At 73.1% G+C, this 22,266-nt stretch carries 22 protein-coding genes; 9 read left to right on the top strand and 13 right to left on the bottom strand.

The annotated features are described in order from the left end of the window. Window positions 1-10 precede the first annotated feature (10 nt). Window positions 11-1,051, top strand: coding sequence for an ATP-binding cassette domain-containing protein (locus ACZ62B_RS08200; RefSeq protein WP_469689455.1), 1,041 nt, complete (start codon window positions 11-13; stop codon window positions 1,049-1,051). After that, window positions 1,048-1,896, top strand: coding sequence for an ABC transporter permease (locus ACZ62B_RS08195; protein ID WP_344563118.1), 849 nt, complete (start codon window positions 1,048-1,050; stop codon window positions 1,894-1,896). Before ACZ62B_RS08200 ends, ACZ62B_RS08195 begins: the two co-directional genes overlap by 4 nt. 182 nt (window positions 1,897-2,078) lie before the next feature. On the opposite strand, the gene ACZ62B_RS08190 is transcribed toward ACZ62B_RS08195, so the two are convergent. The 6 genes from ACZ62B_RS08190 to pdhA form a co-directional block, all read right to left on the bottom strand. Beyond that, a complete protein-coding gene (locus ACZ62B_RS08190; RefSeq protein ID WP_344563120.1) occupies window positions 2,079-3,173 on the bottom strand; it encodes a potassium channel family protein in 1,095 nt (364 codons plus the stop codon). Continuing rightward, complete coding sequence (locus tag ACZ62B_RS08185; RefSeq protein ID WP_469689453.1) at window positions 3,170-4,522, bottom strand: molybdopterin molybdotransferase MoeA; 1,353 nt, start codon at window positions 4,520-4,522, stop codon at window positions 3,170-3,172. The genes ACZ62B_RS08190 and ACZ62B_RS08185 overlap by 4 nt, the downstream gene beginning before the upstream one ends. After that, complete coding sequence (locus ACZ62B_RS08180; RefSeq protein ID WP_469689452.1) at window positions 4,522-5,562, bottom strand: NTP transferase domain-containing protein; 1,041 nt, start codon at window positions 5,560-5,562, stop codon at window positions 4,522-4,524. Before ACZ62B_RS08180 ends, ACZ62B_RS08185 begins: the two co-directional genes overlap by 1 nt. Window positions 5,563-5,646: 84 nt before the next feature. Beyond that, window positions 5,647-7,086 carry a dihydrolipoamide acetyltransferase family protein gene (locus ACZ62B_RS08175; RefSeq protein WP_469689450.1) on the bottom strand — a complete coding sequence of 480 codons (1,440 nt, stop codon included), beginning with the start codon at window positions 7,084-7,086 and terminating at the stop codon, window positions 5,647-5,649. Beyond that, a complete protein-coding gene (locus ACZ62B_RS08170; RefSeq protein ID WP_469689448.1) occupies window positions 7,086-8,090 on the bottom strand; it encodes an alpha-ketoacid dehydrogenase subunit beta in 1,005 nt (334 codons plus the stop codon). Before ACZ62B_RS08170 ends, ACZ62B_RS08175 begins: the two co-directional genes overlap by 1 nt. After that, the gene (pdhA, locus tag ACZ62B_RS08165) at window positions 8,087-9,229 is read right to left on the bottom strand and encodes a pyruvate dehydrogenase (acetyl-transferring) E1 component subunit alpha (RefSeq protein WP_344563128.1); all 1,143 of its coding nucleotides are present in this window, start codon (window positions 9,227-9,229) and stop codon (window positions 8,087-8,089) included. The genes ACZ62B_RS08170 and pdhA overlap by 4 nt, the downstream gene beginning before the upstream one ends. 185 nt (window positions 9,230-9,414) lie before the next feature. On the opposite strand from pdhA, the gene ACZ62B_RS08160 reads away from it, so the two are divergent. Continuing rightward, window positions 9,415-9,900 carry an Lrp/AsnC family transcriptional regulator gene (locus ACZ62B_RS08160; RefSeq protein ID WP_030856947.1) on the top strand — a complete coding sequence of 162 codons (486 nt, stop codon included), beginning with the start codon at window positions 9,415-9,417 and terminating at the stop codon, window positions 9,898-9,900. 11 nt (window positions 9,901-9,911) lie between these two features. Here the strand turns inward: ACZ62B_RS08160 and ACZ62B_RS08155 are convergent, their stop codons facing one another. Beyond that, a complete protein-coding gene (locus ACZ62B_RS08155) occupies window positions 9,912-10,502 on the bottom strand; it encodes a TetR/AcrR family transcriptional regulator (protein WP_073933283.1) in 591 nt (196 codons plus the stop codon). After that, window positions 10,499-12,013 carry a 3-hydroxyacyl-CoA dehydrogenase gene (locus ACZ62B_RS08150; RefSeq protein WP_344563130.1) on the bottom strand — a complete coding sequence of 505 codons (1,515 nt, stop codon included), beginning with the start codon at window positions 12,011-12,013 and terminating at the stop codon, window positions 10,499-10,501. The genes ACZ62B_RS08155 and ACZ62B_RS08150 overlap by 4 nt, the downstream gene beginning before the upstream one ends. Before the next feature lie 160 nt (window positions 12,014-12,173). On the opposite strand from ACZ62B_RS08150, the gene paaN reads away from it, so the two are divergent. After that, window positions 12,174-13,865 (top strand): phenylacetic acid degradation protein PaaN, encoded by a 1,692-nt coding sequence (paaN, locus tag ACZ62B_RS08145; protein WP_344563132.1) that lies wholly within the window; start codon window positions 12,174-12,176, stop codon window positions 13,863-13,865. A gap of 9 nt (window positions 13,866-13,874) precedes the next feature. Here the strand turns inward: paaN and ACZ62B_RS08140 are convergent, their stop codons facing one another. From ACZ62B_RS08140 to ACZ62B_RS08130, 3 genes are read right to left on the bottom strand one after another with little or no spacing between them, the layout of a single operon-like run. After that, the gene (locus tag ACZ62B_RS08140; protein ID WP_344563133.1) at window positions 13,875-14,648 is read right to left on the bottom strand and encodes a TrmH family RNA methyltransferase; all 774 of its coding nucleotides are present in this window, start codon (window positions 14,646-14,648) and stop codon (window positions 13,875-13,877) included. 10 nt (window positions 14,649-14,658) lie between these two features. Continuing rightward, a complete protein-coding gene (locus tag ACZ62B_RS08135) occupies window positions 14,659-15,912 on the bottom strand; it encodes an HTTM domain-containing protein (protein ID WP_469689444.1) in 1,254 nt (417 codons plus the stop codon). Further along, window positions 15,909-16,868, bottom strand: a complete 960-nt coding sequence (locus ACZ62B_RS08130; protein WP_469689442.1) for a DUF5819 family protein — start codon at window positions 16,866-16,868, stop codon at window positions 15,909-15,911. The genes ACZ62B_RS08135 and ACZ62B_RS08130 overlap by 4 nt, the downstream gene beginning before the upstream one ends. A 311-nt stretch (window positions 16,869-17,179) precedes the next feature. Here ACZ62B_RS08130 and paaA point away from each other — a divergent pair, with 311 nt between their 5' ends. From paaA to paaE, 5 genes are read left to right on the top strand one after another with little or no spacing between them, the layout of a single operon-like run. Beyond that, on the top strand, window positions 17,180-18,193 hold the full coding sequence (gene paaA / locus ACZ62B_RS08125; protein ID WP_469689441.1) for a 1,2-phenylacetyl-CoA epoxidase subunit PaaA: 1,014 nt from the start codon (window positions 17,180-17,182) through the stop codon (window positions 18,191-18,193). Continuing rightward, complete coding sequence (paaB, locus tag ACZ62B_RS08120) at window positions 18,190-18,477, top strand: 1,2-phenylacetyl-CoA epoxidase subunit PaaB (protein WP_030215302.1); 288 nt, start codon at window positions 18,190-18,192, stop codon at window positions 18,475-18,477. The genes paaA and paaB overlap by 4 nt, the downstream gene beginning before the upstream one ends. Continuing rightward, on the top strand, window positions 18,474-19,208 hold the full coding sequence (gene paaC, locus ACZ62B_RS08115; RefSeq protein WP_344563138.1) for a 1,2-phenylacetyl-CoA epoxidase subunit PaaC: 735 nt from the start codon (window positions 18,474-18,476) through the stop codon (window positions 19,206-19,208). The genes paaB and paaC overlap by 4 nt, the downstream gene beginning before the upstream one ends. Next, window positions 19,202-19,747, top strand: a complete 546-nt coding sequence (paaD, locus tag ACZ62B_RS08110; RefSeq protein ID WP_469689438.1) for a 1,2-phenylacetyl-CoA epoxidase subunit PaaD — start codon at window positions 19,202-19,204, stop codon at window positions 19,745-19,747. The genes paaC and paaD overlap by 7 nt, the downstream gene beginning before the upstream one ends. Continuing rightward, a complete protein-coding gene (gene paaE, locus ACZ62B_RS08105; RefSeq protein WP_468720984.1) occupies window positions 19,747-20,805 on the top strand; it encodes a 1,2-phenylacetyl-CoA epoxidase subunit PaaE in 1,059 nt (352 codons plus the stop codon). Before paaD ends, paaE begins: the two co-directional genes overlap by 1 nt. A gap of 203 nt (window positions 20,806-21,008) precedes the next feature. Here the strand turns inward: paaE and ACZ62B_RS08100 are convergent, their stop codons facing one another. Continuing rightward, window positions 21,009-21,338, bottom strand: a complete 330-nt coding sequence (locus tag ACZ62B_RS08100; protein ID WP_344563214.1) for a rhodanese-like domain-containing protein — start codon at window positions 21,336-21,338, stop codon at window positions 21,009-21,011. Window positions 21,339-21,390: 52 nt separating this feature from the next. Beyond that, on the bottom strand, window positions 21,391-22,230 hold the full coding sequence (locus ACZ62B_RS08095) for a hypothetical protein (protein ID WP_344563144.1): 840 nt from the start codon (window positions 22,228-22,230) through the stop codon (window positions 21,391-21,393). Between the last annotated feature and the right edge of the window lie 36 nt (window positions 22,231-22,266).

Raw genomic sequence — 22,266 nt, 5'->3', positions numbered from 1 at the left:
GACCCGAAGCATGAGTACGCAGACGTCCGGCCTGGCGATCGAGACCGCGGGCCTGGTCAAGACCTTCGGCGAGACGCGGGCCGTCGACGGGGTCGATCTCGCCGTGCCGGCCGGCACGGTGTACGGGGTCCTCGGACCGAACGGCGCCGGCAAGACCACCACCGTGAAGATGCTCGCCACCCTCCTGCGGCCCGACGGCGGCGAGGCCCATGTCTTCGGGCACGACATCGTGCGCGAGGCCGACGAGGTGCGCGGCCGGGTGAGCCTCACCGGCCAGTACGCGTCCGTGGACGAGGACCTCACCGGCACCGAGAACCTGGTCCTGCTGGGCCGGCTCCTCGGCCACCGCAAGCCCGCCGCCCGCACCCGCGCCGCCCAGCTCCTGGAGGCCTTCGGGCTCACGGACGCGGCCGGGAAGCAGGTCAAGCACTACTCCGGCGGCATGCGGCGCCGTATCGACATCGCCGCGTCCATCCTCAACACCCCCGACCTGCTGTTCCTCGACGAGCCGACGACCGGCCTGGACCCGCGCAGCCGCAACCAGGTGTGGGACATCGTGCGCGCGGTCGTCGCCCAGGGCACGACGGTGCTGCTGACCACGCAGTACCTGGACGAGGCCGACCAGCTGGCGTCCCGGATCGCCGTCATCGACCGCGGCAAGGTGATCGCCGAGGGCACCAAGGGCGAGCTGAAGGCGTCCGTCGGCGCCGGGTCCGTACATCTGCGGCTGCGGGACGCCGAGCAGCGGCCGCTCGCCGCCGACCTGCTGCGCCGCGCCCTCGACGCGCGGGTGCAGGCCGAACCCGACCCGGTGGCGCTGACCGCCCGCCTCGCCGCGGCCGCGAGCCACGACACGGCCGCCGAGCAGGCCGCCCGCGCACTGAGCGAACTGGCCCGCGCCGGCGTCACCGTCGACAACTTCTCGCTCGGCCAGCCCAGCCTGGACGAGGTGTTCCTGGCCCTCACCGGCCACGACACGCACGTGTCCGACGCGTCCGACGCGTCCGGTCAGGACGACTCCCACGACCCGAAGGACGAGGTGGCGGCATGAGCACCACGACGACCACCGAGAGCGCCGAACTCGCCCCGGTGCGCACCGACTCCCTCGCCGAACTGCTGGTCGCCAAGGAGCGCCCGCCGCGGCCCAGCGCCTGGTCGGCCTCGCTGACCTTCGGCTGGCGGGCGATCCTGAAGATCAAGCACGTGCCGGAGCAGCTCTTCGACGTGACGGCGTTCCCGATCATGATGGTGCTGATGTACACGTACCTGTTCGGCGGGGCGCTGGCCGGGTCGCCGAAGGAGTACATCCAGTTCCTGCTGCCGGGGATCCTGGTGATGTCGGTCGTGATGATCACCATGTACACCGGGGTCTCGGTCAACACGGACATCGAGAAGGGCGTCTTCGACCGGTTCCGCAGCCTGCCGATCTGGCGGCCGTCGACGATGGTCGGCTATCTGCTCGGCGACGCCCTGCGCTACACCATCGCGTCCGTCGTGATGCTGACCGTCGGCATGATCCTCGGCTACCGCGCCGACGGCGGGGTCCCGGGAGTGCTCGCCGGAATCGCGCTGCTGGTGCTGTTCTCGTTCGCCTTCTCCTGGATCTGGACCATGTTCGGGCTGATGCTGCGCACCGAGAAGTCGGTGATGGGCGTCAGCATGATGGTGATCTTCCCGCTCACCTTCCTGTCCAACGTCTTCGTCGACCCGCGCACCATGCCCGGCTGGCTCCAGGCGTTCGTCAACAACAGCCCCGTCACCCACCTGGCGTCCGCGGTGCGCGGACTGATGGCGGGCGACTGGCCGGCCGACGAGATCGCCTGGACGCTGGGCTGGGCCGGACTGTTCGTGGCGGTCTTCGGGCCGGTCACGATGCGGCTCTACAACCGGAAGTAGACGCGGCCGATGCGGCCGTGCGACCGGAAGCAGGCGGTCTCAGCCGCGGTTTCGACTACGACTTCAGCCACGGTCTCGACTGCGGCTTCAGCCACGGTTTCGACTGCGGCTTCAGCCACGGTTTCGACTGCGACCTCAGCCGCAGCCCCACTGCGGTCTCAGCCTCGGTCTCAACCGCGGTCTCAGCCGCGGAACGGGCGGACGTCGGGCGCGATCTGTGTGCCCGGCGTCGCCCGTACGATCGTGATCAGCCGGTCCGTCAGCTCCAGCGTCCCGACGTTCCGGTCGTCGTAGCCGAGCACCCGGTGCCCGCGTACGACGCTCACCACCAGGTCGCCGATCTCGCGGGGCGTCTTGCCCACCTCGCCCTTTATGACCGGCCGCTCCACGATGTCGAGCCCGGAGCCCTGCTGGATCAGGTCCTCCATGACCATGCCGGCCGAGGGGCTGAGCACGGACAGCCCGAGCAGCCGCCCGGCCGCGCTGGCGCTGGTGATGACCGCGTCGGCGCCCGACTGCTTCAGCAGCGGGGCGTTCTCCTCCTCGCGCACCGCGGCCACGATCTTCGCGCCCCGGTTGATCTGCCGCGCCGTCAGCGTCACGAGGACGGCCGTGTCGTCGCGCTGCGTCGCGATGATGATCTGCCGTGCCCGCTGCACCTCGGCCCGCTTCAGCACCTCGCTGCGCGTGGCGTCCCCTATGACGCCCGCGTAGCCGTCCGCCGTGGCCGCGTCGATCGCCTTCGCGCTGGGGTCGACGACCACCACCTGCTCCTTCCGGAGCCCGGTCGCACAGACGGTCTTGATCGCGGACCTGCCCTTGGTGCCGAACCCGACGACGACGGTGTGATCGCGCAACGCGGACCTCCAGCGGTTCAGTCGCCACTCCTCCCGCGTGCGTTCGGTGAGGGCCTCGAGAGTGGTGCCGACCAGGATGATCAGGAACAGCACGCGCAGCGGCGTGACGACGAAGATGTTGGTGAGCCGGGCACTGTCACTGACCGGCGTGATGTCGCCGTACCCGGTGGTGGAGAGGGTGACGGTCGCGTAGTAGAACGCGTCGAGGAGATCGAGGGACCCGTCGGAGTTGTCGTTGTAGCCGCCCCGGTCGGCGTACACGATGAACGCCGTCACCACGAGCACCACCAGGGCCCACGACAGCCGTTTGGCGACCTGGCGGACCGGATGCTCCACCAGTTTCCTCGGGAGTTTCACCCGATGGGTCACCAGGTGTTCGTCCGCCTGGCGTGCGATGACGTCCTGGCCCGGAAGTTTCACGTGAAACACACCCCGATTCCCCCGGACGTCCAGGGCAGGTCGAGCAGCTCCGCCTCCTCACCCGGCCGTGCCCCGCCGGGGGGTACCACGGCGAGCGCGTCGGCCGCCGCGATGCCGCGCAGCATGGCCGGGCCGTTGTAGAGCAGCGGCAGCGCCCGGTCACCGCGCAGGGCGACCGGGACCAGCCGGGTGTCGTACGGGTGCCCCTGCACCCCGTCCCGCAGCGGCAGCGCGTACGGCTCGGGGGCGGGGCGGGCCGCGAGGGTGCGCAGCAGGGGCTCGGCGAGCGTGAGCAGGCCGGAGACGGCGGCGAGGGGGTTGCCGGGCAGGCCGACGAGGTGCTGGTCGTCCTTGGTGCGGGCCAGGAGCATGGGGTGGCCGGGACGCACCTGGACGCCGTCCACGAGGAGTTCGGCGCCGATGCGGCGCAGCGCGGGGTGCACGTGGTCGACCGGGCCCGCGGCGGTGCCGCCGGTGGTGACGACGACGTCGGCGTCGGACGCCGTGATCGCCTCGTACAGCGCCTGTTCGGTGTCGCCGACCCGGCGTACGGCGGTGACCTCCGCGCCGAGTGCGCGCAGCCAGGGCGGCAGCAGCGGGCCGAGCGCGTCCCGGATCAGCCCGTCGTGCGGCAGGCCCTCGCCGAGCAGTTCGTCACCGAGGACGAACACGTCGACGCGGGGGCGGGGGACCGCGGTGAGCGTGTCGTATCCGGCGGCGGCGGCCATGCCCAGGACGGGCGGGGTCACCGGGGTGCCCACGGGCAGCAACTGGTCGCCGCTGCGGCACTCCTGGCCGCGGGGGCGGATGTCCTGGCCGTGGGTGACGGTGTGCGGCGGCCGGGTGGCGGCGGTGACGTGCAGCCGGCCCTTGTCGTCGGTGCGGCCGTGTTCGCTGCGGAGTACGGCGGTGGTGTCCGGGGGGATGCGGGCGCCGGTGGCGATGCGGACGGCCTCGCCGTCGGTGAGCGGGGTGTGCGCGGCGTGCCCGGCGAGGACGCCCTCGTCCCGTACGGACCAGGGGCCGGGGCCGGAGACCGCCCAGCCGTCCATCGCGGAGGTGTCGAAGGAGGGCAGGTCGGTGAGGGCGGTGAGGGGGACGGCGAGGGTGAGTCCCAGGGCGGAGGCCAGGGGGACGGCGACCGGGGTCAGATAGCCGGTGCGGGCGCCGGTGCCGTGGCGCGGGGCGCTCTCGGCGATGGCGCGGGCGTCGGGCCAGGCGGTGGCGTCGCGGTGCGGGTGGCGGGGGGTGTCTGTGGTGCCGCCGGGGTTTTTCTTCACGAGGGCGAGCGCCTCCTCGACGTCGAGGTCGTCGGCGTTCTCGTCGGCCCGGGCGGCGCGCGCGGTCATCAGGCGTCCGGGCGGGTGTCGGGGGCTTCTGGGGTGGCGCCGGAAGCCTCGGGGGTGGCGCCGGAAGCCTCGGAGGTGGCGTCGGGGGTTTCCTCGTCGGCCCAGCGCAGGGCGAGTGCCGCGGCCTTGCGGGCCGCCTCGGCGACGGCCTCCCGGTCGCCGCCCGCCCGCGCGGCCGCGTAGCCGACGAGGAAGGTGGTCAGCGGCGCGGCGGGCCGGGCCACCCCGTGGGCGGCGTCGCGGGCGAGGTCGAGCAGTACGCCGGTGTCGACGTCCAGGTCGATGCCCAGCTCGTCCTTGACTGCGGAGATCCATTCATCCAACACGTGTCCATGCTCCCTGATGCGTGCCCTGGCGGTGGCGATGTCGTCCCAGGTGTCGCAGTCGAAGGACGCCACCGGGTCGGAGATACGGGTGAGGTCGAGCGAGCCGGTCAGCCGGCGCAGGGGCAGCCCCGTCAGCTCGCCGTGCCGGCCGGTGAGCACGGCCAGTTCGCGGCGCAGGGACCCGGTCCGGTACGCGGCGACGAGCGGCTGGTCCCGGCCGTCGGAGTCGGTCAGCAGCACGCCGTCGGCGGTGCCGTGCCGGAGGGGTGCCAGCAGTCCCCGCACCGTGCGGTGGTCGAGGAAGGGCAGGTCGGCGGAGAGCAGGACGACCCGGTCGGCCGTGGTGTGCCGGAGCCCGGCGGCGAGCGCGGCCAGGGGGCCGCCGCCCGGGGGTTCCTCGCGGGCCCAGACCACGGGCCGTGCGGTGGGGCGGGGGCCGGCGACGACCACCGTGGTCCGGGCGCCGGCGCAGGCCGCGAGCACCCGGTCGAGCAGCGCCCGGCCGCCCACCCGCACCCCGGGCTTGTCCGCGCCCCCGAGCCGCCGGGCGGCGCCGCCGGCGAGCACGACGGCGTCGTACGCGGAGTCGGGGCCCCCGAAGGGGCCGCCCGAGGAGTCGCCCGAGGGACCGTCGGGAGGGTCCCCTGAGGGACCACCGGGAGGATCACCGGAGGGATCGCCGGAGGGACCACCGGGTGGCTGATACTCGGTCACCCTCCGAGTATGCGTGCCCCCGCGATCACAGGGAACGCGGGGGCACCGGGACGCGGCCGGGGAGACCGGTGGCTCGAAGCGGACTCACAGCGTCCGCAGCAGTACCGCCGGCTGTTCGACACAGTCCGCCACGTACCGCAGGAAGCCTCCCGCGGTGCCGCCGTCGCAGACCCGGTGGTCGAAGGTGAGCGAGAGCTGCACGACCTGCCGCACCGCCAGCTCGCCCTCGTGCACCCATGGCTTGGGGACGATGCGGCCGACGCCGAGCATGGCGGCCTCGGGGTGGTTGATGATCGGTGTGGAGCCGTCGACGCCGAACACGCCGTAGTTGTTCAACGTGAAGGTGCCGCCGGTGAGTTCCGCGGGCGTCAGCGTGCCGGTCCGGGCCGCCTCGGTCAGCCGGGCGAACTCGGCCGTCAGCGACTCGGCGCCCCGCGTGTGCGCGTCCCGGACGACGGGGACGACCAGTCCCCGGTCGGTCTGCGCGGCGAAGCCGAGGTGCACGTCGCCGTACTGGACGATCTCCCTGGCCTCGGTGTCCACCGCGGAGTTGAGCTCGGGGAAGCGGGCGAGCGCGGCGGTGCAGACGCGGGCCAGCAGGGCGATGACGGATATCTTCGGTCCCCCCGCCGCGTTCATCGCGGCCCGCGTGCGCATCAGTTCGGTCGCGTCGGCGTCCACCCAGCAGGTCGCGTCGGGGATCTCGGTGCGGCTGCGGGAGAGCTTGTCGGCGACGGCCCCGCGGATGCCCTTGAGGGGGACACGGGTCACGCCCGGGGTTCCCGCGGCCGGTGCCGGCGACGGCGCGCCCACGCCCGCCCGGTCGGTCCGCGTGCGCGGTTCGCCGGCCGTCGTGCCCGTACGGCCCTGGGCGGCGGCGGCACGCAGGGCGTACTCCACGTCCGCGCGGAGGATCAGCCCCTCGGGTCCGGAGCCGGTCAGCTCCCGCAGGTCCAGGCCGTTCTGCCGGGCCAGCCTGCGCACCAGGGGCGAGATCACGGGGACGGGTCCGTCCACCGCGCCCAGGGTGCGGGTCCGCGCGGCGGCGGGCTGCGCGGTCCTGGGCTGTCCGTTCGCCACGGGGGTGGAAGGGGCGGCGGGGGTCGCGGGGGCCGTCTGCGGCGGACGGACGCGGCGGCGCCGGGCCGGTGCCTCCGCGGTGCCGTAGCCGACCAGGACGTTGCCGGAGCCCTCGGTGGCGGGGGTCCCGCCGCGCGCGCCCTCGGATTCCGCGGACTCCGCGGGGCTCGCGTCCCCGGCCGGGCGGCCGTCGGCCGGCTCGCCCACCGCCACCGTCAGCAGCGGAGCACCGACGGGCAGTTCCGTGCCCTCCGCGCCGAAGCGGGCCGTGACGACGCCGCCGTAGGGGCAGGGCACGTCCACCATCGCCTTGGCCGTCTCGACCTCGACGACCGGCTGGTCCACGGCGACGACGTCACCGACCTCGACCAGCCAGCGCACGATCTCCGCCTCGGTGAGCCCTTCACCGAGGTCGGGCAGCTTGAACTCCAGCACCTGTGCCATCAGCTCTCGGCCTCCCACTGCAGACGCCCCACGGCGTCCAGGATCCGGTCCACTCCGGGCAGGTGGTGGCGCTCCAGCATCGGCGGCGGGTACGGCAGGTCGAACCCGGCCACACGCAGCACCGGTGCCTCCAGGTGGTGGAAGCAGCGCTCCGTGACCCGGGCCGCGATCTCCCCGCCCGGGCCGCCGAAGCCACCCGACTCGTGGACGACGACCGCGCGCCCCGTCCGCCGTACCGAGGCGCACACCGTCTCGTCGTCGAACGGCACCAGGGAGCGCAGATCGACGACTTCGAGGTCCCAGCCCTCGGCCCGGGCCGCCTCGGTCGCCTCCATGCAGACGGGCAGCGACGGCCCGTACGTGATGAGCGTGGCGCTCCGTCCCGAGCGCCGCACCACCGCACGGCCTATCGGTTCAACGGCCGTCGGCTCCTGTGGGTTCCAGGAGTCCTTCGACCAGTACAGCCGCTTGGGCTCCAGGAAGACGACCGGGTCGTCGGAGGCGATGGCGGCGCGCAGCAGCCCGTAGGCGTCGGCGACGGTGGCGGGCGTGACGACGTGGAGCCCCGGGGTCGCCATGTAGTACGCCTCGGAGGAGTCGCTGTGGTGCTCGACGCCGCCGATGCCGCCGCCGTAGGGGACGCGGATGGTGAGCGGCAGGGGCATCTTCCCGCGCGTGCGGTTGCGCGTCTTCGCGACGTGCGAGATCAGCTGCTCGAAGGCCGGGTAGGCGAACGCGTCGAACTGCATCTCCACGACCGGGCGCAGTCCGTACATGGCCATGCCGACGGCCGTGCCGAGGATGCCCGCCTCGGCCAGCGGCGTGTCCGTGCAGCGGTCCTCGCCGAACTCCTCGGCGAGTCCGTCGGTGACGCGGAAGACACCGCCGAGGGTGCCGACGTCCTCGCCCATGACGTGCACGGACGGGTCGGCGGCCATGGCGTCGCGCATCGCGCGCGTGAGGGCCTGCGCCATGGTGGCCGGCTTGACGGCGACGGTGGTCATCGCTGTGCCCCTTCCGGCTCGGCCTCGGCCGCCAGCTCGGCCCGCAGCTGCTCGCGCTGCTCCAGGAGCTGGGGGGTGGGTTCGGCGTAGACGTGGGTGAAGAGGTCCATGGGGTCGAGCGCCGGGTCCTGGTTCATGCGGGCGCGCAAGGAGGCGGCCATGGTCTCGGCGTCCTGGCGGGCGGTCTCCACGCCGGTCTCGTCGAGCAGTCCGCGCCCGGTCAGCTCGTGCTCCAGCAGGGCGATCGGGTCGTGCCGCTTCCAGGTCTCGACCTCGGCGTCGCCGCGGTAGCGGGTGGCGTCGTCGGCGTTGGTGTGGGCCTCCACGCGGTACGTGATCGCCTCGACCAGGGTCGGACCGCCGCCCGCGCGGGCGCGGCGTACGGCGTCGGCTAGGACCTCGTGCACGGCGGCGGCGTCGTTGCCGTCGACCAGGCGGCCGGGCATGCCGTAGCCGACGGCCTTGTGGGCCAGCGACGGGGCCGCGGTCTGCTTGGCGAGCGGTACGGAGATCGCGAAGCCGTTGTTCTGGACGAGGAAGACCACCGGGGCCTGCCAGACGGCGGCGAAGTTCAGCGCCTCGTGGAAGTCGCCCTCGCTGGTGCCGCCGTCGCCGACCATGGCGAGCGCGACCACGTCGTCGCCCTTGAGGCGGGCGGCGTGCGCGAGACCGACGGCGTGCGGCAGCTGGGTGGCGAGCGGGGTGCTCAGCGGGGCCACACGGTGCTCGTGGGGGTCGTAGCCGGTGTGCCAGTCGCCGCGCAGCAGGGTGAGGGCCTCGACGGGGTCCACTCCGCGCGCGACGACGGCGAGGGTGTCGCGGTAGCTCGGGAAGAGCCAGTCCTGTTCCGCCAGGACGAGCGCGGCGGCGACCTCGCAGGCCTCCTGGCCGGTGCTGGAGGGGTAGACCGCGAGACGGCCCTGCTTGGTGAGGGCGGTGGCCTGCGCGTTGTAGCGGCGGCCCTTCACCAGCTCCGTGTACAGCCGGCGCAGCAGCTCCGGGTCGGCCTCGGCGGCCGCCTCGGTGCCGAGCACGCGGTACGGCTCCGCGTCGGGCAGCAGCGGCGCGGGGTCGGTGCGGGGCTGCCAGGCGGGCGGCGGGGTCGGCCGGTAGGCCCCCCGCTGCTCCATGACCGTCATGACGGCACCTCCTCGTGGGACGTCGGAGGCGCGGCGTCTGTGACGCGCCTCACCAACCGATTGTTCGGTCGTCGGCACATTTTGGCTACGGGTGGCACCAGGCTGTGGACAAACGGTTCTCCACAACCTGAGATGGATGCAGGACGTCCACGGCGGAGAGGTGGGGGCGGGTGGCATCTGAACAAATGGCCGAGGGCCAGGAGGGGACCGGGCCGCTCGCTCCCGCGCGGCCCCTGGACGCCATCGACCAGGACATCCTGCGGATGCTCCAGGCGGACGGCCGCGCGTCGATACGGTCGGTCGCCGAACGGGTGCACGTCTCCCGCGCGAACGCGTACGCGCGCATCAACCGGCTGGTCGAGGACGGCGTCATCCGCGGCTTCGGGGCCCGCGTCAACCACGAGCGGGCCGGCCACGGGACGTCCGCGTACATCACCCTGAAGATCGTCCAGAACACCTGGCGCACGGTCCGCGAGCAGCTCCGGCAGCTCCCGGGCGCCTCGCACATCGCGCTGGTGGGCGGGGACTTCGACGTACTGCTGCTGGTGCACACGCCCGACAACCGGGCGCTGCGCGAGCTGGTGCTCACCCGGCTCCAGGCGATCCCCGAGGTGCTGAGCACGCGCACCCTGCTGGTGTTCGAGGAGGAGGACCTGGAGCCGCAGGGGTGAGGCGTGGGCCCTCAGGGCGCCTTGCGCAGCCCTCCGAAGGCCAGCTGCACCACCGCGTCGGCCACCTCGAGCTCGTTCATGCCGCGCCCGTCCGGCCGGTACCACTCCACGATCGAGTTGATCATGCCGAAGACCAGCCGGGTCACCAGGCGCACCTCTATGTCCTCGCGCACGTCCCCGTCGGCCGCCGCGGCCTTCAGCAGCGCCGCCACCCGGTGGTCGAACTCGCGCCGCCGCTCCAGCGCCCACCGCTCGGTGCCCGTGTTGCCGCGCACCCGCAGCAGCAGCGTCACGTACGGCAGCTCGGCGATCAGCACCTCGACCATGCGCCGTACGACGTACTCCAGCCGCCCGGCGGCGCGCCCCACGCGCGCGTGCTCCTCGTCGAGGATGCCGAAGAGCCCGTCCAGGGCCCGGCTCACCGCGCGGCGCAGCAGTTCCTCCTTGCCGGCCACGTGGTGGTAGATCGACGACTTGGAGATGCCGGCGGCCTTGGAGAGGTGCTCCATGGAGGTGCCGTCGTAACCGCGCTCGTTGAACACCTGGACGGCGACGGACAGCAGCGTCTCCGGGGTGTACGTGTCGCGCCTGGCGGTGGTCATGGGGTGTCCTCCCCCTTGCGGGTGGCGCACGCGTACCGGTAGAGCGCGAGGGAGGGCGCGTAGCGGCCGGACGGGTCGATCTCGTGCATTTCGTCCAGCAGGGCGCCGGCCCAGCCGCGGCCCAGGCGGCGGCTCCACTCGAAGGGCCCCAGGGGGTAGTTCACACCCAGCCGCATCGCGGTGTCGATGTCCTCCTCGGTGGCGACGCCCTTGGCGGCCGCGTCGACCGCGAGGTCGATGATCCGGGCCACCGTCCGCGCGACGATCATTCCGGGGACGTCCCCGATGACGCTGACCTTCTTGCCGAGCGCCTGGAACAGTCCGGTGGCCTCGGCGACGGTCCGCGCGGAGGTGTCCTGGCAGTGGGACAGGGCGACGCGGGTGGCCGCGCGGTAGTCGAGGGCGAGGTCGAAGTAGACGACGTCGCGGAACTCCACGGAGGTCTGGCCGTCGGCGAGCACGAGTTGGCCGCCGCCGGGCAGCACCAGGCGGGTGCCGTTGTCCTCGGCCTCCTCGCGCACCTCGATCCCGGCCTCGCGGATCAGGGCGAGCAGCTCCGAGGCGGGTCCCAGATCGCCCTCGGCGACGACGTACGCGGGCGGTTCGGCGGGCTCGGCGGTGTGCGGTTCGGGGCGCTCGGCGCCGTCGCCGTGGTCGTACCAGCCGTGCCCGGTCTTGCGGCCGAGGCGGCCGGACTCGACCAGGCGGCGCTGGGCGAGCGAGGGGGTGAAGCGCACGTCCTGGAAGAAGGACCGCCACACCGAGTGGGTGACGGACTCGTTGACGTCCTGCCCGATGAGGTCGGTCAGTTCGAAGGCGCCCATGCGGAAACCGCCGGACTCGCGCAGGACCGCGTCGATGGTGGCCGGGTCGGCGCCCTGGGACTCGTACACCGCGAAGGCCTCGGCGTAGAAGGGCCGGGCGACGCGGTTGACGATGAAGCCGGGGGTGTCGGCGCAGGCGACGGGCGTCTTGCCCCAGGCGCGGGCCGTCTCGTACGCGCGCGTGGCGTACGCGACGTCGGTGGCGAAGCCGGAGACGACCTCGACGAGCGGCAGCAGCGGCGCGGGGTTGAAGAAGTGCAGGCCCACGAAGCGGCCGGGCGCGCGCAGGGCGCCGCCGATCGCGGTGACGGAGAGGGAGGAGGTGTTGGTGGCGAGCAGGCAGTCGTCGGAGACGACGTCCTCCAGCGCGCGGAACAGTTCCTGCTTGACGTCCAGGCTCTCCAGGACGGCCTCGACGACCAGGGCGCAGTCGGCGAGCTGGGCCGGCCCGTCGGCGGGCCGCAGACGGGCGCGGGCCGCGTCCCGTTCGGCGGCGGTGAGGCGCTCCTTCTCCACCAGCCGGTCGAGCCGGGCGCCGATCGCGTCGGCCGCCTGACGGGCCCGGCCGGGGGCGGCGTCGTACAGCCGCACGGGATGGCCCGCGACCAGCGCGACCTGGGCGATTCCCTGGCCCATGGTGCCGGTGCCGACCACGGCCACGGGACTGCTGAGGTCGAGTGCTGTCATGTGCGCGATCCTCCCGCACGGGGTTTTCCACAGATGCGGCGGACCCCCTTGTCCCGACCGATCGTTCGGTTACTCTAACTCTGACCGCCCGTTCTGACTACGTTTCCGCACAGGTCCATGAGCTCGACGAAGAGTTCCTGAGACGAGGAGTTGGTCCCGCATGGCCGCCGAACCCACGGCGCACGAGCTGATCGCCCGGCACCGTCCCACCCTGGACCAGGCGCTGGAAGCGATCCGCACGCGCGCGTACTGGTCCCCGCACCCCGAGCACCCCAAGGCCTACGGGGAGAACGGCAGCCTGGACATGGCGGCGGGCAAGGCCGCCTTCGACGCCCTGCTCGGCACCCGCCTCGACCTCGGCCAGCCCGGCACGGACGGCTGGGTGGACGGCGAGACCTCCCCGTACGGCATCGAGCTGGGCGTGAGCTACCCGCACGCGGACCTCGACGAGCTGCTGCCCGCCATGAAGGCGGGGATGCGGGCCTGGCGGGACGCGGGCGCGGAGACCCGCGCGGTGGTCTGTCTGGAGATCCTGAAGCGGATCAGCGACCGGACGACGGAGTTCGCCCAGGCGGTCATGCACACCTCCGGCCAGGCGTTCATGATGGCGTTCCAGGCGGGCGGCCCGCACGCGCAGGACCGCGGCATGGAGGCGGTGGCCTACGCGTACGCGGAGCAGGTCCGCACGCCCGGCACCGCGGAGTGGACCAAGCCGCAGGGCAAGCGCGACCCGCTCGCGCTCACCAAGGAGTTCGTCCCGGTCCCCAGGGGCATCGGCCTGGTCATCGGCTGCAACACCTTCCCGACATGGAACGGCTACCCGGGCCTGTTCGCCTCCCTCGCCACCGGCAACGCGGTCCTGGTCAAGCCGCACCCCCGCGCGGTGCTGCCGCTCGCGCTCACCGTCCAGGTGGCCCGCCAGGTGCTCACCGAGGCCGGCTTCGACCCGAACCTGGTGGCGCTGGCCGCCGAGCGGCCCGGCGAGGGCATCGCCAAGACGCTGGCCACCCGCCCGGAGATCCGGATCATCGACTACACCGGCTCCACGGAGTTCGGCGACTGGCTGGAGGGCAACGCGCGCCAGGCGCAGGTGTACACCGAGAAGGCCGGCGTCAACACGGTGATCGTGGAGTCGACCGGCGACTACAAGGGAATGCTGGCCAACCTGGCGTTCTCCCTGTCGCTGTACAGCGGCCAGATGTGCACCACCCCGCAGAACCTGCTGATCCCGCGCGACGGCATCACCACCGACCAGGGCCCCAAGTCCTTCGACGAGGTCGCCGCCGACCTGGCGAAGGCGGTCGACGGCCTGCTCGGCGACGACGCCCGCGCGAACGCGCTGCTGGGCGCGATCGTCAACCCGGACGTCAAGGCCCGCCTGGAGGCAGCCGCCGGACTCGGCGAGGTCGCCCTCGCCTCCCGTGAGATCGCCAACCCGGAGTTCCCGGGCGCCGTGGTGCGCACGCCGGTGATCGTGAAGCTGGACGGCGCCAAGCCGGACGCCGAGGCCGCCTACATGAGCGAGTGCTTCGGCCCGGTCTCCTTCGCCGTCGCCGTCGACTCGGCCGACGACGCGGCTCGGCTGCTGCGGCGCACGGTCCGCGAGAAGGGCGCCATGACGGTCGGCGCGTACACGACCTCCCCGCAGGTCGAGGAGGCCGTGCGGGAGGTCTGCCTGGAGGAGGCCGCCCAGCTCTCCCTGAACCTCACCGGCGGGGTGTACGTCAACCAGACGGCCGCCTTCTCCGACTTCCACGGCTCCGGCGGCAACCCGGCGGCCAACGCCGCCCTGTGCGACGGCGCGTTCGTGGCCAACCGGTTCCGGGTGGTCGAGGTGCGACGGGAGGCGTAGGACGCCGTTTCAGGAGGGTGCGCCCCCGGTGGCGCTCCAGTGGTACAGCGTCATGGCCACACTGGTCGCGAGGTTGTAGCTGGAGACCTGGGGGCGCATCGGCAGCGCCACCAGGTGGTCGGCCCGCGCGCGGAGCTCCGCCGACAGTCCGCTGCGCTCGGAGCCGAAGGCGAGCAGCGCGTCGTCCGGCAGCTTCAGCGAGCGGATGTCCTCGCCCTCCGGGTCGAGCGCGAAGACCGGTCCGGGCGGCAGCTCCCCCACGGACAGCCGTTCCACGGCGGTGGCGAAGTGCAGCCCCGCCCCGCCGCGTACGACGGTGGGGTGCCAGGGGTCGAGCGTGCCGGTGGTGACGACCCCGGTCGCCCCGAAACCGGCGGCCAGCCGGATCACCGCGCCCGCGTTGCCGAGGTTGCGCGGGTTGTCCAGGACCACCACGGGGGTGGCGCGCGGGGTGTGCGCCAGCTTCTCCAGGTTGCCCGCGCGGGAGGGGCGTACGGCCAGGGCGGCCACGGCGGTGGGATGCGGGCGCGGCACGAGAGCGGCGTACGTCTCGTGGGGCACCTCGGTCAGCAGCTCCGCCAGCGCCTCCCGCACGTCCCCGGCCAGCTCGTCGGCGAGGGCGAGCGCGCCGGCCCGGTCCGCGGTGAGCGCCACCGGGACCTCGGCCCCGAAGCGCACGGCGTGCTTGAGGGCGTGGAAACCGTCGAGCAGCACGGCGGTACCGGCCAGGCGGTGCCAGGCGGAGACGGGGTCGGCCGGGGACTCGGGAGCGGGGTCGGTCATGGCGTGCAGCCTACGTGCGCGGGCCCGGCACTCCGCCGGGCGCCGGGGCGGTCCCCGCCGGGTCCTTTCCGGCCGGCCGGTCGGCCGGACGGTCGGCCGGGGTCCGTGGCCGCGGAACCGGCGTCCCGCGCGGGCGCAGCCGCCCACGCGCGCGTGCCGCGAGGTTCCCGAGGCGGCGCAGGAAGGCCGTCGGCAGGAAGACCGCGTCCGCCGCGATCATCGCCAGGGAGAAGAAGGGCAGTCCGAGCACGACGGCGATGACCGCGTGCTCCAGGATCATGAAGGCCAGCAGGACGTTCTTGACCCGCCGGTTGAACAGCGTGAACGGGAAGGCGACCTGCACGGCGACCGTCCCGTAGGTCACCAGCATCACCATCGTGCCGCTGGCCGACAGCAGGTCCGCGAGGGCCGGCCAGGGGGAGAAGTACTCCAGGTGCAGCGGGTAGTAGACGGCGGTGCCGTCCTGCCAGCGGGAGCCCTGGACCTTGTACCAGCCGGCCGTGGCGTAGATCAGACACGCCTCGGCCATGATCACCAGCAGCGCGCCGTTGTGCACGGCGTTCGCGACGACGTCCAGCAGGATCCGCGGCTGCCCGGTCTCCGCGTAGCGCCCCACCAGCCACCACAGCGCCTGCGCGAGCCATACGGTCCACAGCAGCGCCGGTATGAACCAGTCGCCGTCCATCCGGCCCGCCAACGTCGCCAGGAGCAGCAGCAGGCCCAGCACGCCCCACAGCACCGGGCCGGTCCGGTCGCGCGGCCACTCGCCACGCGCGCGTGCCCCGGCCGCGCGGCGCGCGCGGCGCGCGTCCAGGGACCAGACCCGGCCGCAGCGCGTGAACACCAGGTAGATCGACATCAGGTGCAGGACGTTGTCGCCGCCGTCCCCCATGAAGACACTGCGGTTCTGCAGCGCCAGCACTCCCACCATGAACAGCACCGACATGGTGCGGGTGCGCCAGCCGAGCAGCAGCAGGAGGCTCCACAGCACGGCGAGCGCGTAGACGGCCTCGAACCAGACCTGGCTGTCCGACCACAGCAGCGGCGTGAAGGCGTCGTTCGTCGCGACCAGCTGGTCGGCGAGGTCCCAGCTCCAGGGCCCGTCGGGGCCGTACAGCTCCTGGCGGTGGGGGAACTCGCGCAGCAGGAACAGCAGCCAGGTCAGACTGAAGCCGATGCGGATCACGGCGGTCTGGTAGGGGCCGAGCGCGGAGTCCGCGACGCGGGCGATCGCGCGGGACAGGGCCAGCGAGCAGCGGTTCACCCCGCGCCTCCCCGGACCTCGTCCTCGGGCAGCGACCACCAGGACAGCGTGCGGTACACGGGTGTGGTGGAGACCTTCTCCCCGCTCCACTCGGGCGGCGGCACCTGTGCGGTCCGTGAGCGGATCTGGACGCGCTCGACGGCACCGTCCGGACCGGCCGCGTCCGCGCGGTCGAGGCGCAGCACCGTGATCCGGCGCAGATACGTCTCGGACAGCGCCCCGCGCAGACCCACCGGCCGGTTGTCGTCGTCGTGCGTGGCGACGAAGAAGTCCCAGGCGCGGCGCAGTTCGTTCTGCTGGGTGTGGCTGGGCAGGAGGTTGCCGTCGATGGCACGGCCGTCCTGTGCGGACAGGTCGTACCAGCCGGTGGTCCGCGTCCCCCCGTCCGCCGTACGGATCTCGGCACGCACCTGGACGGCGATGTTCTGCTGCAACGGGTTCGGCGCGAACAGCTTCCAGTTCTGCTCGAACTCCGGGTAGATCCAGTTCTCGACCGTCTCGGCGTGCTTCTTGCTGACCGTGTTCGCCGGCGCGACGTGCAGGAACGTCATGCCGAGGTGCACACAGACCGCGACCGCGACGACCGCGAGCGCCACCGCGGCGCCGATCTGATAGCGCAGGGAGAGCGCGGCCACCCCGGTACGGGGACCTGCGAGCGGGCCGGCGGACGGCGTCCCGGCGGGCGGGCCGGAGGCGGCGTGAAGGCCGGCGTCGGGATCGGCGTCGGGATCGGCGGGGGAGTGCGGGAGGTCTTCCGGGCGGCCGGTACCGGGCGGTAGGACTCCTGGTGCGGGTGAGCCGACCGGGGAGGTGGGCTCGACCGGGTCGACGGGCCCGGCCGGAGCGGCGGGCTCGGGCAGGGCGGCGCCCGGTTCCGGTCCGCTCGGCCCGCCCGGCCCGGCGGAGGACCCCGCAGGGCCGTGCCGGGCGTTCGAGCCCTTGTCGTACGCGTCCATTCCGCCCCGCTCCCCGATCCCGGTCCGTCGCCGCGCCCTTCCGGCCACGAGAACGGCGTTCCGCCCCGCACGACCGCTCCGCCGTGCCGCACGGAACGGTACTCAGCACCGGCCCCCCGAGCACAGTCCCGCCGGGATCCCGTTCCCCGGCCGTATCCACAGCACGGCCCGAGCCCCGTTGTCCACAGGCGGTCCTCGCAGGTTATCCACAGCGGTTGACACCTCGCGGCGCCCGTCTCACCATGGAATCGCACGAACCGAACGATCGGTCGGGAGCGTGCTCCGGGAAGCATCCAGTCGAGGGGGACCTCATGGCGACAGCAGCCGCCCGCGATACGGCCGGCAGCCAGGCGTACGACGCACCGGCCGACGCCGGCGACACCGCCGGCTACGAGCGTGCCTTCGACGCGGCCGTCGCCGCCGACGAGCGGATCGAGCCGCGCGACTGGATGCCGGACGCCTACCGGGCCACGCTCGTCCGGCAGATCGCCCAGCACGCGCACTCCGAGATCATCGGCATGCAGCCGGAGGCCAACTGGATCACCCGCGCGCCCTCACTGCGCCGCAAGGCGATCCTGATGGCCAAGGTGCAGGACGAGGCCGGGCACGGCCTGTACCTGTACAGCGCCGCCGAGACCCTCGGCACCAGCCGCGACGAGCTGCTCGACAAGCTGCACTCCGGCCGCCAGAAGTACTCCTCGATCTTCAACTACCCGACGCTGACCTGGGCGGACGTCGGCGCCATCGGCTGGCTCGTGGACGGCGCGGCGATCACCAACCAGGTGCCCCTGTGCCGCTGCTCCTACGGCCCGTACGCGCGCGCGATGGTCCGCATCTGCAAGGAGGAGTCCTTCCACCAGCGCCAGGGCTACGAGCTGCTGCTGGCCCTCAGCAAGGGCACCCCGGAGCAGCACGCGATGGCGCAGGACGCGGTGGACCGCTGGTGGTGGCCGTCGCTGATGATGTTCGGCCCGCCCGACGACGAGTCCCAGCACTCCGCGCAGTCGATGGCCTGGAAGATCAAGCGGCACTCCAACGACGAGCTGCGCCAGCGCTTCGTCGACATCTGCGTCCCCCAGGCCGAATCGCTCGGCCTCACCCTCCCCGACCCGGACCTGAAGTGGAACGAGGAGCGCGGGCAGCACGACTTCGGGACGATCGACTGGTCCGAGTTCTGGGACGTCCTCAAGGGCAACGGCCCGTGCAACGAACAGCGGCTGACCCGGCGCAGGCAGGCCCACGAGGAGGGCGCCTGGGTCAGGGAGGCCGCGGCGGCCCACGCGGCCAAGCACACGAACAGCGAGACAGGAGCTGCGCGAGCATGACCCACACCGACTGGCCCCTGTGGGAGGTCTTCGTGCGCTCGCGCCGAGGCCTGTCCCACACCCACGCCGGCAGCCTGCACGCCCCGGACGCGGAGCTCGCCCTGCGCAACGCCCGCGATCTGTACACCCGGCGCGGCGAGGGCGTCTCGATCTGGGTCGTCCCGTCGTCCGCGATCACCGCCTCCTCGCCCGACGAGAAGGACCCGTTCTTCGAACCGGCCGCCGACAAGCCCTACCGGCACCCGACGTTCTACGAGATCCCCGAGGGGGTGCGGCACCTGTGACCACGACCCCCGCCAAGGACACCGCCCACGCGGCGGCCGCGCTCGCCCTCGGCGACGACGCGCTGGTGCTCTCCCACCGCCTGGGCGAGTGGGCCGGCCACGCCCCCGTGCTGGAGGAGGAGGTCGCCCTCGCCAACATCGCGCTGGACCTGCTGGGACAGGCCCGCGTGCTGCTGTCGATGGTGGGCGACGAGGACGAGCTGGCCTATCTCCGTGAGGAGCGCGCCTTCCGCAACCTCCAGCTGGTGGAGCAGCCCAACGGCGACTTCGCCCACACCATCGCCCGCCAGCTGTTCTTCTCCGCCCACCAGTACCTCCTCTACGGCGAACTGGCCGCAGGAGAAGGTCCGTTCGCGCCGCTGGCCGGCAAGGCGGTCAAGGAGACCGCCTACCACCGCGACCACGCCGAGCAGTGGACGCTGCGGCTCGGCGACGGCACCGAAGAGAGCCACGCGCGGATGCAGCGGGCCGTGGACGCGCTGTGGCGCCACACCGGTGAGATGTTCCAGCCCGTCGAGGGCCTGGACGTCGACTGGAGCGGCCTGGAGACGGCCTGGCTGGAGTGGGTCTCGGAGGTGCTGCGCCGGGCCACCCTCACGGTGCCCGAGGGCCCGCGCACGGGAGCGTGGACCGCCGGTGCGGGCCGTCAGGGCCTGCACACCGAGCCCTTCGGCCGGATGCTCGCCGAGATGCAGCACCTGCACCGCAGCCATCCGGGGGCGACATGGTGACCACCCTCACCCCGCTGGAGGCCGAACTCCTGGAGCTCGCCGGTTCGGTGCCCGACCCCGAACTGCCCGTACTGACCCTGCGCGAGCTGGGCGTCGTGCGCGCGGTGCACGCGCGCGGTGCGGACACCGTCGAGGTCGAACTGACCCCGACGTACACCGGCTGCCCGGCCGTCGAGGCGATGAGCCTGGACATCGAGCGGGTGCTGCGCGAGCACGGGGTGCGCGAGGTCACCGTGCGCAGGGTGCTCGCCCCCGCCTGGTCGACCGACGACATCACGGACGAAGGGCGCCGCAAACTGCGGGAGTTCGGCATCGCACCGCCGCGTGTACGGACGGCCTCCCCCGGACCGGTCCCGGTGGAGCTCGGGGTGACCCGCACCCGTGAGACCCGGCCGGAGGACGACGCGGACCTCGTGCACTGCCCGCACTGCGGCTCCGCCGAGACCGAACTGCTCAGCCGTTTCTCGTCCACCGCGTGCAAGGCACTGCGCCGCTGTCTGGCCTGCCGTGAACCGTTCGACCACTTCAAGGAGTTGTGATGGCCCGCTTCCACCGGCTCCGGGTGGCCGCGGTCGACCGGCTCACCGACGACTCCGTCGCCCTCACCCTCACCGTCCCCCCGCACCTGGCCGAGGAGTACCGGTACGCCCCCGGACAGCACCTGGCCCTGCGTCGCGTTGCGGACGGCGAGGACATCCGGCGCACCTACTCCATCTGCTCCCCCGCACCCGACGGCGAGGCACCGGGCACCCTCCGGGTCGGCGTGCGGCTGGTCGAGGGCGGCGCCTTCTCCACGTACGCGCTCAAGGAGATCGACCTCGGCGACGAGCTGGAGGTGATGACCCCGGCCGGCCGCTTCACGCTCCCTCCCGCGCCCGGCCGGTACGCGGCGATCGTCGGCGGCAGCGGCATCACGCCGGTGCTGTCGATCGTCTCGACCCTCCTCGCGCGCGAGCCCGAGGCCCGGTTCTGCCTGATCCGCAGCGACCGGACGGCCGCCTCGACGATGTTCCTGGAGGAGGTCGCCGACCTGAAGGACCGCTACCCCGAGCGGCTCCAGCTGGTGACGGTGCTCTCCCGGGAGGAGCAGCAGGCGGGGCTGCCGTCCGGACGGCTGGACCAGGAGCGGCTGACCGGGCTGCTGCCGGCCCTGCTGCCCGTGGAGCAGGTGGACGGCTGGTTCCTGTGCGGGCCGTACGGCCTGGTCGAAGGGGCCGAGCGGGCGCTGCGCGGACTGGGTGTGGCCCGTTCCCGCATCCACCAGGAGATCTTCCACGTGGACGCCGGTACGGCGACCGTCACCACGGCGCCCGTCCCCGCACACAGCACGGTCACCGCCCGGCTCGACGGACGCGGCGGAACCTGGCCCGTCCAGGACGGCGAGTCCCTGCTGGACACGGTGCTGCGCAACCGGCCCGACGCGCCCTACGCCTGCAAGGGCGGGGTGTGCGGAACCTGCCGCGCCTTCCTCGTCTCGGGCGAGGTGCGGATGGACCGCAACTTCGCGCTGGAATCGGAGGAGACGGAGGCGGGCTATGTCCTGGCCTGCCAGTCGCATCCGGTGACGGAGCGGGTGGAGCTGGACTTCGACCGGTAGGAGCCCCCGGCTCGCTCCGGCCCGACCTCGCGGGCCGGGGGCACTCCGGGGTCGCTCCAGGGCCGCTCAGGTGCCGTCCCTGCCATCCGGCACCGCGCTCCGGTATCGACCCGGCCGCCGGTGCCGGTCCAGTGACCGCCGGGAGCCCGCAGAGGCCGCGCCCGGCGGGCCGGCCGAGAGCGCGGGCGTCCACGGGAAGGGTGTTACAGGACGTGCCCCGGCGTTCCGTCGTCCGTGACGACCGGGCGTCCGGCGGCCTCCCACACCTGCATGCCGCCGTCCACGTTCACGGCGTCGACGCCCTGCTGGGCCAGATACATGGTGACCTGCGCCGACCGTCCGCCGGAACGGCAGATCACATGGACCCGGCCGTCCTGCGGGGCGGCCTCGGTCAGCTCGCCGTAGCGGGCCACGAACTCACTGATGGGGATGTGCAGCGCCCCTGCGGCGTGGCCGGCCTTCCACTCGTCGTCCTCACGGACGTCCAGCAGGAAGTCGCCGTCCTCGACGTCCGCGACCCGGACCGTGGGCACACCAGCTCCAAAACTCATGCCCCCGACGCTACCCGACCGGGCGGTCCCCGGCTCAGGCCAGCAGCGCCGCCAGCTCCGCCTCGCGCTCGGTCACCTGGGTCCGCAGCTGCTCGGCGATCTCCTCCAGGAGCCGGTCGGGGTCGTCCGGGGCGAGGCGGAGCATCGAGCCGATGGCGCCGTCCTCCAGTTCCCTGGCGACCAGCGTGAGCATTTCCTTGCGCCGGGCGAGCCATTCGAGGCGGGCGTAGAGCTCCTCGCCCGCGCTCGGGACGCGCTTCAGCTCCGGCCCCTTGGCCCACTCCTCGGCGAGTTCGCGCAGCTCGTCCTCGCTGCCGCGGGCATAGGCGGCGTTGACGCGGGTGATGAACTCCTCGCGGCGCGCGCGTTCCTTCTCCTCCTGCGCCAGGTCCGGGTGGGCCTTGCGGGCGAGGTCGCGGTAGAGCCTGCGGGCCTCCTCGCTGGGCCGCACCCGCCGCGGGGGCCGGACCGGCCGGTCGGTGAGCATGGCGGTGGCCTCGGGGAAGAGGCCGTCGCCGTCCATCCAGCCGTTGAGCAGCTCCTCGACGCCGGGGATGGGCATCAGCCGGGCGCGCGCCTCGTCGGCCCGGCGCCGGTCCTCGGGGTCGTCGCTGCGGGCGGCCCTGGCCTCCAGGATCCGGGCGTCCAGCTCCTCGAGCCTGGCGTACATCGGGCCGAGCTTCTGTTCGTGCAGCCGGGAGAAGTTCTCGACCTCGACGCGGAAGGTCTCCACGGCGATCTCGAACTCGATCAGCGCCTGCTCGGCCGCGCGTACGGCCTGTTCCAGCCTCTCCTCGGGCCGCGCCGCACCACCACCGCCGGGGGCCCGCTCCGCGCCGGCGCCGCCACTCTGCTCACCTTCCGAGGTCGTCACCCGGACAGCGTAGGCCACCCGCCCGGCCGGTACGCC

Source organism: Streptomyces sp. NPDC053426 (assembly GCF_055585405.1).
This window is presented reverse-complemented; position numbering and strand designations above follow the sequence as displayed.